Source organism: Affinirhizobium straminoryzae (genome assembly GCF_007004135.1).
Classification (GTDB): Bacteria; Pseudomonadota; Alphaproteobacteria; order Rhizobiales; family Rhizobiaceae; genus Neorhizobium; species Neorhizobium straminoryzae.
In genome coordinates this window covers 1-16,417 of record NZ_VJMG01000076.1, presented here as the reverse complement: position 1 = coordinate 16,417, position 16,417 = coordinate 1, and the positions used below count along the sequence as shown (strand labels likewise).

13 protein-coding genes are annotated in these 16,417 nt (G+C 64.2%); 5 read left to right on the top strand and 8 right to left on the bottom strand.

Annotation, left to right across the window (positions count from 1 at the left end; translation table 11 throughout):
• Nucleotide 1: 1 nt before the first annotated feature.
• The 4 genes from FNA46_RS22085 to FNA46_RS22070 form a co-directional block, all read right to left on the bottom strand.
• A complete protein-coding gene (locus tag FNA46_RS22085) occupies nucleotides 2–862 on the bottom strand; it encodes an ABC transporter permease (RefSeq protein ID WP_143127380.1) in 861 nt (286 codons plus the stop codon).
• Nucleotides 859–1,917 (bottom strand): ABC transporter ATP-binding protein, encoded by a 1,059-nt coding sequence (locus tag FNA46_RS22080; RefSeq protein ID WP_143127379.1) that lies wholly within the window; start codon nucleotides 1,915–1,917, stop codon nucleotides 859–861. Before FNA46_RS22080 ends, FNA46_RS22085 begins: the two co-directional genes overlap by 4 nt.
• Nucleotides 1,918–2,024: 107 nt before the next feature.
• Nucleotides 2,025–3,062: an ABC transporter substrate-binding protein gene (locus FNA46_RS22075; RefSeq protein WP_143127378.1), complete on the bottom strand. Its 1,038-nt coding sequence runs from the start codon at nucleotides 3,060–3,062 to the stop codon at nucleotides 2,025–2,027.
• 54 nt (nucleotides 3,063–3,116) lie between these two features.
• A complete protein-coding gene (locus tag FNA46_RS22070; RefSeq protein WP_143127377.1) occupies nucleotides 3,117–4,079 on the bottom strand; it encodes an isopenicillin N synthase family dioxygenase in 963 nt (320 codons plus the stop codon).
• Nucleotides 4,080–4,284: 205 nt separating this feature from the next.
• Here FNA46_RS22070 and FNA46_RS22065 point away from each other — a divergent pair, with 205 nt between their 5' ends.
• Complete coding sequence (locus FNA46_RS22065; RefSeq protein WP_143127376.1) at nucleotides 4,285–5,106, top strand: enoyl-CoA hydratase/isomerase family protein; 822 nt, start codon at nucleotides 4,285–4,287, stop codon at nucleotides 5,104–5,106.
• A 64-nt stretch (nucleotides 5,107–5,170) separates the two neighbouring features.
• On the opposite strand, the gene FNA46_RS22060 is transcribed toward FNA46_RS22065, so the two are convergent.
• From FNA46_RS22060 to FNA46_RS22050, 3 genes are read right to left on the bottom strand one after another with little or no spacing between them, the layout of a single operon-like run.
• Complete coding sequence (locus FNA46_RS22060) at nucleotides 5,171–6,139, bottom strand: nucleoside hydrolase (protein WP_143127375.1); 969 nt, start codon at nucleotides 6,137–6,139, stop codon at nucleotides 5,171–5,173.
• On the bottom strand, nucleotides 6,132–9,647 hold the full coding sequence (locus tag FNA46_RS22055) for an indolepyruvate ferredoxin oxidoreductase family protein (RefSeq protein WP_143127374.1): 3,516 nt from the start codon (nucleotides 9,645–9,647) through the stop codon (nucleotides 6,132–6,134). The genes FNA46_RS22060 and FNA46_RS22055 overlap by 8 nt, the downstream gene beginning before the upstream one ends.
• Entirely contained in the window at nucleotides 9,644–11,128 is a 1,485-nt protein-coding gene (locus tag FNA46_RS22050) for an FAD-binding oxidoreductase (protein ID WP_143127373.1), read from the bottom strand. Before FNA46_RS22050 ends, FNA46_RS22055 begins: the two co-directional genes overlap by 4 nt.
• A 131-nt stretch (nucleotides 11,129–11,259) precedes the next feature.
• Here FNA46_RS22050 and FNA46_RS22045 point away from each other — a divergent pair, with 131 nt between their 5' ends.
• Nucleotides 11,260–12,018, top strand: coding sequence for a FadR/GntR family transcriptional regulator (locus FNA46_RS22045; protein WP_143127372.1), 759 nt, complete (start codon nucleotides 11,260–11,262; stop codon nucleotides 12,016–12,018).
• 36 nt (nucleotides 12,019–12,054) lie between these two features.
• Nucleotides 12,055–13,050, top strand: a complete 996-nt coding sequence (locus FNA46_RS22040; protein ID WP_143127371.1) for an MDR family oxidoreductase — start codon at nucleotides 12,055–12,057, stop codon at nucleotides 13,048–13,050.
• 19 nt (nucleotides 13,051–13,069) lie between these two features.
• Here FNA46_RS22040 and FNA46_RS22035 read toward each other — a convergent pair whose 3' ends face one another.
• Complete coding sequence (locus FNA46_RS22035; protein ID WP_280177834.1) at nucleotides 13,070–13,780, bottom strand: GntR family transcriptional regulator; 711 nt, start codon at nucleotides 13,778–13,780, stop codon at nucleotides 13,070–13,072.
• Between the two features lie 230 nt (nucleotides 13,781–14,010).
• Between FNA46_RS22035 and FNA46_RS22030 the strand changes: the two genes are divergently transcribed.
• Both FNA46_RS22030 and FNA46_RS22025 read left to right on the top strand, forming a co-directional pair.
• Nucleotides 14,011–15,591, top strand: coding sequence for an ABC transporter substrate-binding protein (locus FNA46_RS22030; RefSeq protein WP_143127369.1), 1,581 nt, complete (start codon nucleotides 14,011–14,013; stop codon nucleotides 15,589–15,591).
• 4 nt (nucleotides 15,592–15,595) lie between these two features.
• Nucleotides 15,596–16,417, top strand: an 822-nt coding sequence (locus FNA46_RS22025) for an ABC transporter ATP-binding protein (protein ID WP_143127368.1), incomplete at its 3' end; no start/stop codon positions are given.

The following is a 16,417-nucleotide window of genomic DNA, read 5'->3' as shown; positions in this document are numbered from 1 at the left end:
GTCAATTGGCCTTCCATGTCATCCGGGTGAAGCGGGAGAAGAGGACGACGATCACGCCGCCGGTGACGGCAAGCCCGAGCGCCAGCGCCGAGCCGAACGGCCACTGGAAGGTATCGACCAGCGCATCGACGACCGAGACGGCCATGGTCTTGACCTTGGAGCCCCCGATCAGCGACGGCGTCACATAGGCGGAAAGCGACAGGACGAAGGTCAGGATGCAGCCGGCCTGGATGCCCGGCATCGACAGAGGCAGGATGATGCGGCGGATGATCGTGGCACGCGAGGCGCCAAGCGAGCGGGCCGCCGATTCCAGCGAAGGATCGATGCCCTGGATGGCACTCATGATCGGCAGGATCATGAAGGGCAGGAAGACGTGGGTCAGCGCAATGACGATGCCGAGCGTATTGTACATGAGGCCCAGCGGCCGATCGATGAGGCCGAGCCCCATCAGGCTGCGGTTGATCACGCCGTTATTGCCGAGCAGGATCGTCCAGCCATAGCTGCGGATGACGATGCCGACCAGAAGCGGCGACAACACGACGCCATAGGCGAGCCCCCTGAGGCGGGAGGTGCCGCGGGCCAGTTGCCACGCGACGGGAAACCCCAGAAGCAGGCAGGCCAGCGTGCAGATAAAGCCGATCATCAGCGTATTGGCGATCTGCCCCAGATAGAAGCTGTCGCCGAAGAAACGCGCGTAATTCGCCAGCGTATAGCCTTCGCCATAGGGGCTCCCCTGCCCCGGTGTGCGAAAGCTCATCACCACGATGGAGAGGTAGGGCAGGACCAGGAAGACGAACAGCAGGATTGCGGCCGGCGCAATCAGCAGCAGCGGTGCATGGCGATGGGAGGAGCCGGTCGTCATTCCGCATCCTCCAGCAGCCAGTAGCGATCAGCCGGCGCATGAACATGGACGCTGTCGCCTTCGGCAAAGCGCTGGCGCGGGAAGGTCTGCACGTCGATCCGGCTGCCATCGGCAAGCTGCAATCGGTAATCCATCAGGCTGCCGGAATAATGGCTGGAAAGAACCGTGGCAGACTGGCCGGGACCGGTGACGGAGATGTCGATGGCTTCCGGACGAAGGGCCACTGTGACCCGCTCTCCCTTGCGCAGCGCATGCGGGTTCGGCACCACCGCCTCGCCAAGCGGACCGCTCAGCCGCACGCGATCGTCGGCCAGCCGCTCCTCGACCACCATCGTCATCAGGTTCACCTGTCCGACGAACTGCGCGACCTCGATACTGGAGGGTTTCTCGTAGATGTCGGAGGGGCTGCCGCACTGGGCGATACGGCCGCCGAACATCACCACCACGCGGTCCGACATGGTCATGGCTTCTGCCTGGTCGTGCGTGACATAGACGGTGGTGATGCCGACGCGGCGCTGGATGTCGCGGATGAAGACCCGCATTTCCTCGCGCAGCTTGGCATCGAGATTGGCGAGCGGCTCGTCAAGCAGCAGGATCTTCGGCTCGATGACGAGCGCGCGGGCCAGCGCCACGCGTTGCTGCTGTCCGCCGGAGAGTTGCCGCGGATAGCGATCCGCATGGCTGGTCAGCTGGACCATGTCCAGCACGCGGGCGATGCGCTCCTGCATCTGCACCTTCGGCACCTTGCGCATTTCCAGCCCGAAGGCGAGATTTCCGGCCACTGTCATGTGCGGGAAGAGCGCGTAGTTCTGGAACACCATGCCGATGTCGCGCCGCTCTGCCGGGACATTCACCACATCGCGACCGTCGAAGCGGATGGCCCCGCTCGACACGTCCTCGAAACCGGCAATCATCTTCAGCGTCGTTGTCTTGCCGCAGCCGGACGGACCGAGCAGCGAGATGAACTCCCCATCGCGGATGCGGACGGAAATGCCGGCCACCGCGCGATGCGTGCCGTAATCCTTGGTCAGCTGCTCGATGCTAACCTCTGTCATGACGTCAACTTTCTTCCTCTAGCCTGTCGCCTGCACGCCAGGTATCTCGTGGCGGTATGATCCGGCCGGAGGCCGACCGGATCGAGGTCCGTGCGAGGGGGCGCCGCTTACTTGACGGTCTTGGCCCAGACTTCGGCCAGTTCGCCCTGCTTGCTGTTCATGAAGTCCCAGTCCCAGGTGAGGATGTTGTCCATCTGCGCGCCGGAGATCGGGACGTCCGCCTTGAGATCGGCGGGCACGACGACCTTGGAATTGGTCGGCGAGACATAGAACTGCTTCATCAGCAGTGCCTGTGCTTCCGGCGACAGCATGAAGTTGGCATATTCGTAGGCCAGTTCCTTTTCCGGGGCATTGGCCAGGATGTTCAGCGTCTGGTCGAACATCAGCATGCCTTCCTCCGGAATGATCACATCGATCGGCAGGCCCTGCTTGCGCAGGCGGGCCACTTCGCCGAAGTCGAACGGCGCAACGACGAATTCACCGGAGGCGATGCCGGTCGAGAGGTTGAAGTCAGCCTGGATGATGGGGCCGAGCTTTTCCAGCGCCTTGAAGCCCGCATCCACGTCGTACTGGTCCTTGCCGAACAACTTGGAGAACAGCATCAGCTCCATCTTGCCGGCGGTATTAGCGAAGTTGTAAAGCCCGATGCGGCCCTTGAATTCGGGGTTGGTCCACAGATCCTTCCAGCCCTTCGGCGGCGTCTTCACCATGTCGGTGCGATAGGCAAGGCCGATCGGCGAGACCATGGCAATTGCACCCCAGCCATCGGTCTTCTTCGCCAGCGGATAGAGATCGGCATAGTTCGGCAGCTTGCTGAGATCGAGCTTTTCGAAGAAGCCTTCCTTGCGCAGGCTGTTGGCAAAAGCCTCGTTCGTCATCAGGAAGGAATAGGGCGGCTTGGCAACGCCGGCGGCGCGCAGGTTGGCGCTCCACACGCGGCCATTGCCGGTATCGAGCGTCACAGCAGCGCCGCTCTTTGCGGTGAAGGCGGGGGCGAGTTCCGTGCGCCAGAACTGTTCCCAGGCGCCGCCGAGTGTCGGCACCACGAGGCTCTTGCCCGCGGCACGGGCCGGAAGCCCGAAGGTTGCGGCCGCAGACGATGCCGCCATGGCGGCCAGCATCTGTCGTCTTGTCATTGCTGTCATTGTCGTTCCCCTTTTTTGAGTGTGCAGTCGTGTACCCGGCCGCGCCGGCATCGGTCAGGCCTTCGAGAAGGCCTGGCTGGTCTTCAGCGCGATATAGTCGCCATAGGTGATGGGTTCGTATTTGGCCGCCTTGCCATCGCGCATGAACGGCTCCAGGCAGGCGATGACGGTTTCGGCGCTTGGATTGAGAAAGAACGGAATGGACTGGCGCCGCGCGCTGCCCTTGCGATCTCCGGGCGGATTGGCGACGCGATGCGGCGTCGAGACCCATTCGTCATTGGTCCAGCGCATGAAGGCGTCACCGATATTGACCACATAGGCGCCCTCGATGTTCGGCGCATCCAGCCACTCGCCCTTGCGCGTCCTGACCTGCAGCCCGCCCGGCGAGGCTTCGGAGCGCAGAATGGTCATGAAGCCGTAATCGGTATGCACGCCGGCCCGCAGCTGCCCCGGAAGCGGTGCCTCGTCCTGTTCGGGATAGTTGATGACCCGAAGCGCCGAGAGATGACGGTCGAAGCAGGGTTCGAAGTGATCCTCCCTCAGGCCGATTGCAGCGCAGAAGGCGCGGCGCAGATGCCGGGCAAGCCGCTCCATCTCGGCGAAGTAATCGACGAAGGCCTGTTCCAGCCCGTCAGGCTTTGCCGGCCACCGGCCGCCCTTCAGCCGCGGCCCGAAATTCAGGCTCTCCTTGTAGTCGCCGGGTGTCTTGAGGCCGAGCGTTGCGGCGAGCGCCTCGTCGGCGAGGGGCGAAAAGCTGACGCCGCCTTCGAGTGTCGCCTCCCTGCCCTGCCCCACCTTCCAGTCCTGCGGCTCGTCGAAAAAGGCACGTGCCAGCGTGTAGAGGTGGTCGGTCACCTCTGGGGAAACGCCGTGGCCGGTCACGAGGAAAAAGCCGGTATCGCGTGCGGCGGCCTCCAGCTGGCGAACGACATCCCCCGCTGCCGGCCCACCGGCGATGAAGGGCGCCACGTCGATGACAGGAATGGAAGGGGCGGCAGGAGCGGCATCATGCGGCATGGAGGGTATTCCTTGTTCTGACGCTGTCATGACAATCTGCAAACTTATGTTGACAATATAAACACTTGTTGTCCATATGGTCCTGCTGAAATTTTCCGGACGGAGCACGCCCTGAAGGGGTGGCGATGCGCGCGGCCTCTGCGCCAACCGCGACAGACCGGACGCGAAGATGATCAGCCGCGAAAGCCACCAGAGGACCATTCCCATGACTGACCAGCCCGTCTTTGAAACGATCCTTTACGAGAAGGACGCCACGGACAAATTCGCCACGATCACGCTGAACCGGCCGGAGAAGCTGAATGCGATGAACAAGACGGCCATCCGCGAGATCGATGCCGCCGTGGCGCTGGCGGTTGCCGATCCCGATGTGAACGCGCTCGTGATCACCGGCGCCGGCCGCGCCTTTTCCGCAGGTTACGACCTGCAGGGAGCCGATTACGACGTCGATATCGAAGACTGGCATGCCGACATGGGTGAAAACACCCAGGCGCTTCTTAACATCTGGAAGGCGCCGATCCCGGTGATTGCCTCCATCAACGGCTATGCCCTTGCCGGCGCACTGGAACTGATGATGGCCTGTGATCTGGCGATTGCCGCCGATACCGCCAAGTTCGGTGAGCCGGAGGTGCGCCACAATTCCGGGCCGCCGTCGCTCTTCATGCCCTGGCTGCTCGCCACCCGCGACGTCCGCTGGCTGATGTATACGGGCGACACGGTGGACGCCCAGGAGGCACTTGCCATGCGGCTGGTCAACAAGGTCGTTCCGGCGGCGGAACTGAAGGACGCGACGGAAAAGCTGGCCCGCAAGCTGGCCCGCATGCCGGTGCCGGCGATCAAGTATGCTAAGGCGTCGATCAACAACCAGCAGATCGCAGCCGGCCTGATGACCTCGATGGACTACAATGTTCAGGCGATCGCCGCGCTGCATGTCAGCCGCAGGGGCCGCGAATGGATGGCCAACCTCGGCAGGATGACGCTGAAGGAATATCTCGAGGTGCGCGACGCGCCTTTCAAGGGCCTCGACTGAGGCCGGCGCCGGAGGGGCCGAGGGAAGAGCAGCCGTGGCGTTCATGCGATGCTCTCCCTTCCCTTCAGGCAATCGCCGCCAGTGACGGCGTACGGAGCGCAAGCCGCTGCAAACGCTCCGTCAGCAGGTCGAAGAAGGCCTCGTCATCGACCTCGCGGATGAACAGCGCATTGGCCGGACGCTGGCTGACGCCCCACCAGTCAACCACGGTCATCCCGCGCGTCAGTTCCGACTCCGCCTCGATTTCGACATTACATATCCGCCCGCCATAGAGGTCGGGCCTCAACAGATAGGCGATTACGTTGGGGTCATGCAGCGGTGCGCCATCGGTGCCGTATTTCTCCTCATCGAACCGCTCGAAATAGTCGAGCCAGCCGGCCGCCACTGCCCCGAGATGCCCGCCGATGCGGCGAATCCGGTCGACGCGGGCGGTGGTCGTCCTGACCTTGTGGGTTACATCGAGCGGCATCATGACGATCGGGATGCCGGAGGCGAAGACCATCACGGCAGCCTGCGGATCGACGAAGATATTGAACTCTGCTGCGGGTGTGATGTTGCCGCCTTCGAAACATCCGCCGCCCATCAGCACGATGCGGCGGATCCTGCCGGCAATTTCGGGCTGGCGAACGAGGGCCGTGCCGATATTGGTCAAGGGGCCGAGCGGGCAGAGGGTGACAGTTCCTTCCGGCTCCCGCATCAGCGTTTCGATGATGAAATCGACCGCATGGGTGGACGAGAGCGGAATCACCGGTTCCGGAAGGGAAGCCCCGTCAAGACCGGTTGCGCCATGCACATGCTCGGCCGTCACGAGGGGCCCCGCCATCGGCCTGGCGCAGCCGGCAAAGACTGGCACATGTGCATGCCCCGCGAGTTCGACAATCTGCCGGGCATTTCGCGATGTCAGCGGCAGCGGCACATTGCCGGCCACCGTGGTGATGCCGAGCACCTCAAGCTCAGGGCTTGCCAGCGCCAGCAGAATGGCAAAGGCATCGTCCTGGCCCGGATCGGTGTCGATGATGATCTTCTCAGGCATGGGCTTTCCCTTCCGCCGGCCGCGTCACCGTCTGATTTGCGGGGCTATCGCGCCAGATCGACATCAGTTCGGTCTTGCGCGCCTCGTAGCGCGTGGCGGCCTCCAGCTTCACGGGGCCGAAACCGCGGACCATGTCGGCAAGACCGGCAAGCTCCACGGCGGCAGCCAGTCGTTCGGCCGAGAGGTCCCGACAGAGTTCGTCCACCAGCGCGGCGTAGTCGGCGATCATCTGCCGCTCCATGCGACGCTCCGCGGTGTATCCAAAAATGTCGAAAGGTGTTCCGCGCAGCCTTTTCATGCGGGCAAGCAGGCCGAACACCGGATTGATCCAGCCCCCGAGCGCAATCTTTGCCGGCCGGCCGGTGCGGCCATCGATCCGGCCGGAAAAGAGCGGCGGCGCCAGATGGTGACGCAGCCTGTAATCGCCCTCGAACTGGGCAGCGATGGCCTTGGCAAAGGCGGGATCGCGATGCAGCCGCGCCACCTCGTACTCGTCCTTGTAAGCCATCAGCTTGAAGGCGTTGCGGGCTACGGCCTCTGCAAAGCGTGTTGAGCCTCCCGCCCTCGCCTCGGCCTGCCGCGCGCGTTCCACCAGCCCCCGGTACCGCGCCGCATAGGCGGCATCCTGATAGGCGGTGAGGAAATCCGACCGACGCCGGACGATCTCGTCCAGACTTTCCGGCTTCGCCTCTTCCTTCACGAACCCCGCAGCCTTTGCCACGGCCAGCGGATCAAGCGCGAGACGCCGGCCCCAGTCGAAGGCCGCGCGGTTCATGGCAATGCCGGTGCCGTTGAGGGTGATGGCCCGCTCGATGGCGTCGAGGCTGATCGGGATCAGGCCGCGCTGCCAGGCGGTGCCGAGCAGCAGCATGTTGGCGGCAATCGCATCGCCGAGCAGTGCGGTGCCGGCGCGGGTTGCCTCGACGAGCGACAGCGCCTCCTCGCCGGCCGCCTTCTTCAGCGCCCGCAAGGTCGCTTCCTGCCTGAGGTCGATCGCGGTGTTCTGCACGAAGGCGGCAGTCGGTGCGAAGTGATCGTCCACCACGCCACGCGTGCGACCTTTGGCAAAGGTCGGCAGTACGGTGCGCCCTGCGGCAACCACCACGTCGAAGCCCAGCACCACATCGCTTTCGCCGGCGCCGATGCGCACGCGGTTCAGGGTCGAGGGCTCGGCCGCGAGCCGGAGATGGGAGACGACCGCGCCGTTTTTCTGCGCAAGTCCGGTCTGGTCGAGCGTCACCACCGCCAGTCCGTCGAGATGAGCCGCCATCGACAGGATGGCCGAGACGGTGATGACGCCGGTTCCGCCGATGCCGGCCAGCAGGAGATTGTAGGGCTGGGACAGGTTTGCCGCGATCTGCGGCATCGGCAGGTCCTCCGCACCGGCGGCGACGCCCCGTCCCTTCGGCTTGCGCAGCGTACCGCCCTCGACGGTCACGAAGCTCGGGCAGAAGCCCTTGATGCAGGAAAGATCGGTGTTGCAGCTTGACTGGTTGATCGTTCGCTTGCGGCCGAACTCGGTTTCCTTCGGTTCGATCGAAATGCAGTTGGAGACGGCCGAGCAATCGCCGCAGCCCTCGCAGACCAGTTCGTTGATGAAGGCCCGCTTGTCCGAGGTGGGGAAAGCGCCGCGCTTGCGCCGGCGCCGCTTTTCCGCCGCGCAGACCTGATCGAAGATGAGAACCGTGACCCCCTCGATCTCCCTCAGCGATCGCTGCACGGCATCCAGTTCGTCGCGGTGATGGATCGAAACGGCGCGCGGCAGACTGCCGTGCCAGTGCTCTGGAAATTCCGCAACGACCACGACGCGCTGCGCCCCTTCCGCCAACACCTGCTCTACGACGGCTGGAACGCTCAGTTCGCCATCATGCCGCTGACCGCCGGTCATGGCGACGGCATCGTTGAACAGGATCTTGTAGGTGGCATTCACCTTGGCGGCGATCGCGGCGCGGATCGCCAGCAGACCCGAATGGAAATAGGTGCCGTCCCCCATGTTGACGAAGATGTGCTTCTCGTCGGTGAAGGGGGAAAGGCCGATCCAGGCCCCGCCCTCGCCGCCCATCTGGGTGAAGGTGGAGGTGTTGCGGTCCTCGTTGCCGATGATCATCATGTGGCAGCCGATGCCGGTGCTCGCCCGGCTTCCTTCGGGAAGGCGCGTCGAGATGCTGTGCGGACAGCCCGAGCAGAAATAGGGATCACGCCGAAGTGCGACGATTTCCTCACCGGAAGCGGCGCTCAGCGCCCGGATCATGTGCGCGGCGCCGGCCAGCCGCCCATCCGCATCTCCCAGGCGCGCAAGGATTGCGTGGGCAATCGAGAGCGGCGAGATTTCGCCGGTGGCCAGCAGAAGCGCCTGCCCCTCCTCGCCGCTCTTGCCGACGATGCGCGGGCGACGATCGGCGGACAGGTTGAAGAGCAGTCCCTTCACCTGTTCCTCGATGATCGACCGCTTTTCCTCGACCACCAGGATTTCGTCGAAGCTTGCCGCGAAGGCAGAAATGCCGTCCGGTTCGAGCGGCCAGACGAGGCCGACCTTGTAAAGGCCGATGCCGAGGTCCTGGAGGTCGCCTTCGGCAATTCCGAGCAGCGACAGCGCGCCCAGGAGGTCGAGCCAGCTCTTGCCGGTGGACACGATGCCGAGCCGGCCTCTGCCGGTCATGCCCGAGCGGCGGTCGATGCGGTTGGCCCGCGCAAAGGCGCGCACCGCATCCATCTTGCGCTCCAGACGAAGCTCCATCGCATGCGGTCCATCCGGCCAGCGAAGCGAAAGTTCGCCGGGCGTAAGCGCATTTTCCGGCAGTACGATCATCGGACGATGCGGACCGATCTCGACGGTTGCCGTGCATTCGACGATTTCCGTCTGGCACTTGAAGCCGATCCAGGCGCCGGAATAACGGCTTATGGCCCAGCCGATGAGGCCGTAATCGATATACTCGCCAACGCCGGCCGGCGACAGCAGCGGCACCATGGCCGAGATCAGATTGTGTTCGCTCTGATGCGGCAGCGTCGAGGAAGAGGCGCCGTGATCGTCGCCGGCGAGAAGCAGCACGCCGCCGTGCCGGCTGGTTCCCGCCGCATTGGCATGGCGGATCACGTCCATGCTGCGATCGACGCCCGGCCCCTTGCCATACCACATGGCAAACACGCCGTCGTAACGCGCGCCCTCGAAAAGTTCCGTCTGCTGGGTGCCCCACACTGCCGTTGCGGCCATGTCCTCGTTGAGGCCAGGCTGGAACCTGACATGGGCCTCATCCAGATAGCGGCGTGCCCTGATGACTTCCCGGTCGAAGCCGGCGAGCGGCGAGCCGCGATAACCGGAAATATAGCCCGCCGTGTTCAGGCCGGCGGCAAGATCCCGCTGTCGCTGGATCATCGGCAGGCGCACCAGCGCCTGCGTGCCGGAGACGAGGATGCGCCCGTCTTCGAGGCGATAGCGGTCCTCGAGATCGATGCTCTCGTTGACCGCGCGGCGCGCGGCAATCGCCGCCGAGGGAGGGTTGATGGTCATGGGCACACCTTCTCGCCAGCATGCGATGGCTCCAGGTCGAAGACGCGACCGGGATTGAGGATGGAATGGGGGTCGAAAGCGCGCTTCAGCCGGCGCATGGCCGCCAATTCGGCGGGGCTGCGCACCAGAGAAAGCCAGGGCTTCTTGTCGAGGCCGATGCCGTGCTCTGCGGAAATCGAGCCGCCGGCTTCGGCTGCTGCGGTCAGAACCGCATCGGCCAGCGCATCGTGTTCCGGGCTGCGCACCATGTAATGCAGGTTGCCGTCGCCGAGATGGCCGAAGATGTAGGTTTCGGCGTGCCGGTCTATCGCCCTGACCGACGCCGCCGCCCGATCGAGGAAACGCGCCATGCTGGCGGCGGGAACGCTGACATCGAAACCCACGACATTGGACAGGCTGAAAATGAAGCTGTTGCTGGCCTCCCGCAGCCGCCACAACCCCTCGAAATCGCGCGAGGACTGCGACACGACCACGTCGCTTGCCAGCCCGTCATCAAGCGCGTCCATCAGGGCTTCGGAAAAGCGCTCGCGATCACTGTCGCCCGTCTGTCCCTGGATTTCCGTGAGAATGTAATAACCGCCCGTCACCGGCAGCGGCAGCGGCGGCGCGGCAAAGCCGCCTCTGGCAATACCGGCATAGACCTCCGGAAACAGGATCTCGAACGCCGACAGGAGAGAACCCAGCGACTGCCGGAGACGCACCAGCAGATCCTGTGCCGCATCGATGCTCGGAACGACGCAAAGCGCATTGGCTTCCGTCACCGGCTTCGGCCAGAGCTTCAGGCAGGCCTTGCTCACTATGCCGAGCACCCCTTCCGACCCGATGAAGAGGTGATTGAGGTCGAGCCCGGAATTGTCCTTGGGCAGGCCCTTGAGGCTGGAGAGAACCGAACCATCGGCAAGAACCGCCTCGACGCCGGCCACCTGCGCCCGGAACATTCCATAGCGCAGCACGCGGATGCCGCCGGCATTGGTCGCGACATTGCCGCCGATCGTGCAGGAGCCGCGCGCACCGATATCGACGCCGAAGAAGAAGCCCGCCTCGTTGGCCGCCGCCTGCACTTCCTGCAACGTGACGCCGGCCTCGGCAACGATCGTCGCCGCATCGACATTCACGGGGGAAAGCCGCTTCATCCGCTCCAGCGACAGGGATAGCTCACCCTCCATCGGCCGGGCACCGCCGGCAAGTCCGGTCCGGCCACCCTGCAGGACGAGAGGCTGGCGAAGGTCGTTGCAGGCGGAAAGGATCAGGGACAATTCGTCTGTCGTGGCGGGCCTGAGTACCACGGGCGGCAGCGCACCCTTCTCATCCGTCGCGTCACCCCGGTAGCCATCCCCCACGTCGGAGCCAACCAGAAAGGCCGCAGGCGGCAGCCGGCTCGACACAATGCCGAGCACGGAGCGAACACGTTCGTCCGTGGCAGAGGGTGTCGCACGACGCAATGCGCCATCGACCGGATCGAGACCGGACCGGCAGACCATTCAGATTGTTCCCCTTGTTTTATGGGGTTATCGTGATCCACGATCCGATATTTGTCAAACCTATATTTAAAAAGGTGTAGCAATTTGGCCCGGCCCGTGCCATGATTCCGATGACGCGAGTGGAGAGGGGCATGATCCTCAAATATGATGAAGTGGTGCGATCCGGCATTGCCAAGCAGGTTGCCGAAAACATCCGTTCCGCCATCATGGACGGCCGGCTGAAGGTGGATGAGCGCCTTCCCAGCGAAGAGGATCTCGCCCGCAGTTTCGGCATTTCGCGCCCCACCGTGCGCGAGGCGCTGAAGCGGCTTGCCGCGCAGAATCTGATCCACTCCAAGCGCGGACCGACGGGCGGCAATTTCGTCAAGCGCCCCGATCCCGAAGGCCTGTCGAAAGCCATTACCGGCGCGGCGACGCTGCTGGTCGGCGTGGGCGCCTTCGACATCGAGGAAATCATCACCGCCCGCCGGGAAACCGAGACGATCTGCTGCCGGCTTGCCGCCGAACGGCCGGATCCGCTCTTTCTGGCGCTGATGGAAGACGAGATCCGGGTGCAGGAGGACAAGTCGCTGAGTGACGAGGATTTCTGCGCGTCCGACGTTCGCTTTCATCGCGCGCTGGTCGATTCCACCGGCAACGGGCCGCTGAAGCTGATGATGTATACCGTCATCGAGGCCTTCATTCCGATCACCAACATGATCGTCTTTCGCGTGCGCGAGCGCCGCCGGGTGGCCTCCCTGCACCGGGATATCCTCGAGGGCATCCGTGCCGAGGATGCCGCCCGTGCGGTCACCGCGCTCGGGCAGTTGCTCGACTATGTCAGCCAGTCCTATGCCGCGGCCCTGCAGGCCCGGGAAAATCGCAAGCTCGCCGGCTCGTCCGAAGCCTGACCCTTGTTCTTTCATCCATCAGGAGCGTCTCTGCCCATGAGCGAAACCTTTACGGCCCTCGTCATCGATCTCGTGGATGGCAAACCGAAGGCGGAATTCAGAAACCTCGGCCTCGCCGATCTGCCGGATCACGATGTGCTCGTGGAGATCGCCTGCTCGGGCCTCAACTACAAGGATGGCCTCGCCATCAGCGGCAAGGGGCGCATTGCCCGCCGCACGCCGATGGTGGCCGGCATCGATCTGGCGGGTACAGTCGTCGAGTCTCGTTCGCCTCTCTGGAAGGCCGGCGACCGCGTGCTGGTCAACGGCTTCGGCCTGTCGGAAACGGAATGGGGCGGCTACAGCCGTTTTCAGCGTCTCAAGCCCGAATGGCTGATGGCGATCCCGGACGGCTTTTCCTTTGAAGAGGCGATGGCGGTCGGCACGGCCGGCTATACGGCGGCGCTGTGCGTCAACGTGCTGGAAGCCTGGGGCGCCATGAAGCCGGGGGCTGGCGAGGTGCTGGTCACGGGTGCGGCCGGGGGCGTTGGGTCTGTTGCGGTCAGCCTTCTCGCCGCCAAGGGCTATAGTGTGACGGCTTCGACGGGGCGGCCCGAAACGCACGACTACCTGCGCGACCTCGGCGCCAGCGCCTTCATCGACCGTGCCAGCCTGACGGAAAAGGGCGGCCCGCTGCAGAAGGAACGCTGGGCCGGAGCGGTTGACTCCGTCGGCTCCATCACGCTGGCGAACGTTCTGTCGCAGACGGTCTATGGGGGCGCCGTTGCTGCTTGCGGTCTGGCCGGCGGCGCTGATCTTCCGGGAACCGTGCTGCCGCACATCCTGCGCGGGGTGGCCCTTCTCGGTGTGGATTCCGTGATGGCGCCAATGGTCAAGCGCAAGGCCGCCTGGGCAACGCTTGCAGAACATCTCAACCGCGACCATCTCGCAGCCATGACCCGCGTCGAGCCTCTCTCCCGCCTCCCCGAACTCGCCAACGAGATCGTCGCCGGGCAGGTGCGTGGCCGCGTCGTTATCGACGTGGCCCGGTAAGCTCGAGGATGGCCAGCGCTCAACGCGCCTCGCTCTGAAAGGACAGCCGGATCCGCTGGCTGTTCATGACGGCCCTCTGGCATTCGAGCAGAATGCCATTGTCGACCCCGCCTGCGGAGTAAACCAGCAGCACCGGCGCATTGATCGGGCTTTGCAGGAGGCTTGCCTCCCGCTCTGTCGGCAGCCGCGCCTCCACGGTGGTGGAGACACGCCGCAACTGCCCGAGCCCCTCCCGGCGTGCCACCAGCGTCAGCGAGTTGGCCTCTTTCAGCTTTTGCTCGAGATCCTCAATCAGGTCCGCACGGATGTGGCGCACCGTCAGGATGAACGGCACCTCGTCGCCGAGGATCAGATCGGTGGCTCTGAGAAGCGGGTGGCCGGGTTCAACCTTCAGGATACGGGCAATCTCTTCATCCGCCTCTGTGTATTCGCTCTCCAGCAGCCGGACGGCCGAGTGCACGCCCTGCCGGTCCAGAACGTCGCGGAAACGCGAGGTGGCATCCACCTCATAGGTCATTCCCCTTTGCATGACGAAGGAGCCGCGCCCGTTGACGCTGCGGATCAGGCCTTCCTGCGAGAGCGCCAGATAGGCGCGGCGCACCGTATTGCGGCTGACGCCATATTCCTCCGACAGATCGAATTCAGGCGGCACCTTGCTGCCGGCCTGCAGTTCTCCCACCAGAATGGCTGTCTTCACGGCCTGATACACTCTGAACCATTGCGGCTCCATCAATCGCCCCGCCCCCTAATTTTACTAGCTGTACCTACAGCTGTCATGCGCAGTTCACAATGACCCCTTAATGAATTTCGCATCGCGGCGGACACACTTGAAGTGCGCATTCCGCCGGGCACGCAGATCATTCGTCCATTAAGCGCCGACGCTTGAAAACGCCGGACGCGGGCCTGCCCGCGTTCTTGCGGCTCGTTCCCTTTGCCTGCCATTTTGAGAAGGTCAAGAAAATGACTGGAATCTCCCGCCGCCATGTCCTTTCCCTTTCGGCCGCGTCCACGGCGGCCCTCGTCATGCCTCGGTTCGCCGCGGCACAATCCGGCGATCGTCCTGCCGTCACCGTTGCCGTACAGCGCATTTCGAATTCAAACACATTGGAAATGCTCACCGAACAGTCCAATGTCGGCACCCGCATCTATACAAGCTATGCCGAAACGCTGATCGGCAACAACTGGATCGGCGACATGGCGCTGCAGCCGCAGCTCGCGACCGCATGGAAGCGCGTCGACGACATGACCGTGGACGTGGACCTGCGCGAAGGCGTCAAGTTCCACAATGGCGATGTGATGACTGCCGAAGATGTGGCCTTCTCCTATGGTCCGGAGCGCATGTGGGGTGGTGGCACGGTCGAGGTTCCGGATAACGTCAAGGTCGTGGCGCGGCAGGCGCTTCCGGCTTTCGAGCGCATCGAGGTGCTGGGGCCGTACAAGATCCGCATGCACAATGCCTCCATCGACCCTGTTCTGGAAGGTCGCCTCTCTGCCTCGATCGGCATGATCGTCAACAAGCGCGCCTTCCTGGCCGCCAAGAGCTGGATGGACTGGGCCCGCCAGCCCGTGACTACGGGTCCCTACGCCATTTCCGAATACAAGCCGGATTCGGTGCTGACGCTGAAGGCCTTCGACGATCACTGGGAGGGCCGGCCGCCGCTGCGCCAGGTGCGGTTTGTGGAAACGCCTGAAACCGCGTCCCGCATCAACCTGCTGCGTTCCGGCGGCGCCGATTTCGCCTGCGACATCCCCCCGGACCAGATTGCAACGGTCGAGGCCGACAAGCGCTTCAAGGTCGTCGGCGGACCGATCAACAACACCCGCTATACAGTGTTCAACAAGTCGCATCCGGTACTCGCCAATCCGCTGATCCGCCAGGCGCTGACCCATTCCGTCGACCGCAACCTGATCGTCGAATCGCTGTGGAGCGGGCGCACCGAGGTGCCGCGCGGCCTGCAGTGGTCCTTCTACGGCGATTTCTACATCACCGACCACGAGAATCCCGCCTATGATCCGGACAAGGCGCGCATGCTTCTGCGCAAGGCCGGCTACAATGGCGAGCCGATCCCGTACCGCGTGCTGAACGACTACTATACCGCCCAGACCGCGACCGCGCAGATCAATACCGAAAACTGGCGCGCCGTCGGTCTCAACATCAAGCTGCAGATGGTGGAGAACTGGGGCCAGATCCAGGAAGGCGGCCCGGAAACCCGCGGCATTCACGACTGGTCTGCTGCTGCCAGCCTGCCCGATCCTTACGTCCAGATGTCCGGCTCCTGGGGCCCGCTCGGCTCACCCTGGAAGAGCAATCAGTGGCGCAACGAGGAATTCGGCAACCTGTCGCAGGAACTCGGCAGCAGCACGGACAAGGCGCGCCGCATTCAGGTCTGGCGCCGCATGCTGCAGATCATCGAGATCGAAGATCCGGCCTATGTGGTTCTGCACCGCAACGCCTCCTTCACCGCCAAGCGGGCCGACATCAGGTGGGCGCCGGCCCAGTCCTTCGTGATGGACTTCCGTCGTCACAACTGGGGCGCCTGAGGTCATGGCCTTCGTCGAGATCCAGAATCTCTCGGTCGCCTTCGGCCACGCGCCGGCCTTGCGGGGGATCAACCTCGCGGTCGAGCGCGGCGAGGCGGTCGGCCTGGTGGGCGAGTCCGGGTGCGGCAAGTCCGTGACCTGGCTCGCGGCACTCGGCCTCCTGCCCGCCTCTGCCACCGTGCGCGGCTCCGTGCTGCTGGATGGCGCGGACATTCTGGGGGCACCCAAGCACAGGCTCGAGCCGGTGCGCGGCGGGCGCATCGCGATGATCTTCCAGGATCCGGCGGCAAGCCTCAATCCCGTCCACCGGATCGGCCGCCAGATTGGCGAGGCACTCACACTCCATCGTGGCCTGACCGGCGAGCGGGCGAAGGCGGAAGTGATCCGCCTGATGGATCAGGTCGGCATTCCAGACGCGAAGAACCGCTTCAATGCCTATCCGCATGAGCTTTCCGGCGGCCAGAACCAGCGTGTGATGATTGCCATGGCGCTCGCCGGCGAGCCAGAGCTTCTGGTGGCGGACGAGCCGACCACGGCGCTCGACGTCACCATTCAGGCGCAGATCCTCGATCTCCTGACGACGCTGCGTCGTGATACCGGCATGGCGCTTGTGCTGATCTCGCATGATCTCGGCGTCGTCGCGGAAACCTGCTCGCGCATTGCCGTGATGTATGCCGGACGTATCGTTGAAGAGGCGCCAAGCGGACAGCTCTTCGCCCATCCGAGCCATCCCTATACGCAGGGTCTTCTCGGCGCATTGCCGCCGCTCAGCGGCGCGCGGCACAGGCTGACCGCCATCCCCGGCAGCGTGCCGGAGGCGGCGCAG

Excerpts from the sequence above, each read along its gene's own strand:
- FNA46_RS22075 (WP_143127378.1), bottom strand. The coding sequence starts at position 3,062 with ATGACAGCAATGACAAGACGACAGATGCTGGCCGCCATGGCGGCATCG.
- FNA46_RS22055 (WP_143127374.1), bottom strand. The coding sequence starts at position 9,647 with ATGACCATCAACCCTCCCTCGGCGGCGATTGCCGCGCGCCGCGCGGTC.
- FNA46_RS22065 (WP_143127376.1), top strand. The coding sequence starts at position 4,285 with ATGACTGACCAGCCCGTCTTTGAAACGATCCTTTACGAGAAGGACGCC.
- FNA46_RS22080 (WP_143127379.1), bottom strand. The coding sequence starts at position 1,917 with ATGACAGAGGTTAGCATCGAGCAGCTGACCAAGGATTACGGCACGCAT.
- FNA46_RS22030 (WP_143127369.1), top strand. The coding sequence starts at position 14,011 with ATGACTGGAATCTCCCGCCGCCATGTCCTTTCCCTTTCGGCCGCGTCC.
- FNA46_RS22035 (WP_280177834.1), bottom strand. The coding sequence starts at position 13,780 with ATGGAGCCGCAATGGTTCAGAGTGTATCAGGCCGTGAAGACAGCCATT.
- FNA46_RS22040 (WP_143127371.1), top strand. The coding sequence starts at position 12,055 with ATGAGCGAAACCTTTACGGCCCTCGTCATCGATCTCGTGGATGGCAAA.
- FNA46_RS22045 (WP_143127372.1), top strand. The coding sequence starts at position 11,260 with ATGATCCTCAAATATGATGAAGTGGTGCGATCCGGCATTGCCAAGCAG.
- FNA46_RS22050 (WP_143127373.1), bottom strand. The coding sequence starts at position 11,128 with ATGGTCTGCCGGTCCGGTCTCGATCCGGTCGATGGCGCATTGCGTCGT.
- FNA46_RS22085 (WP_143127380.1), bottom strand. The coding sequence starts at position 862 with ATGACGACCGGCTCCTCCCATCGCCATGCACCGCTGCTGCTGATTGCG.
- FNA46_RS22070 (WP_143127377.1), bottom strand. The coding sequence starts at position 4,079 with ATGCCGCATGATGCCGCTCCTGCCGCCCCTTCCATTCCTGTCATCGAC.
- FNA46_RS22060 (WP_143127375.1), bottom strand. The coding sequence starts at position 6,139 with ATGCCTGAGAAGATCATCATCGACACCGATCCGGGCCAGGACGATGCC.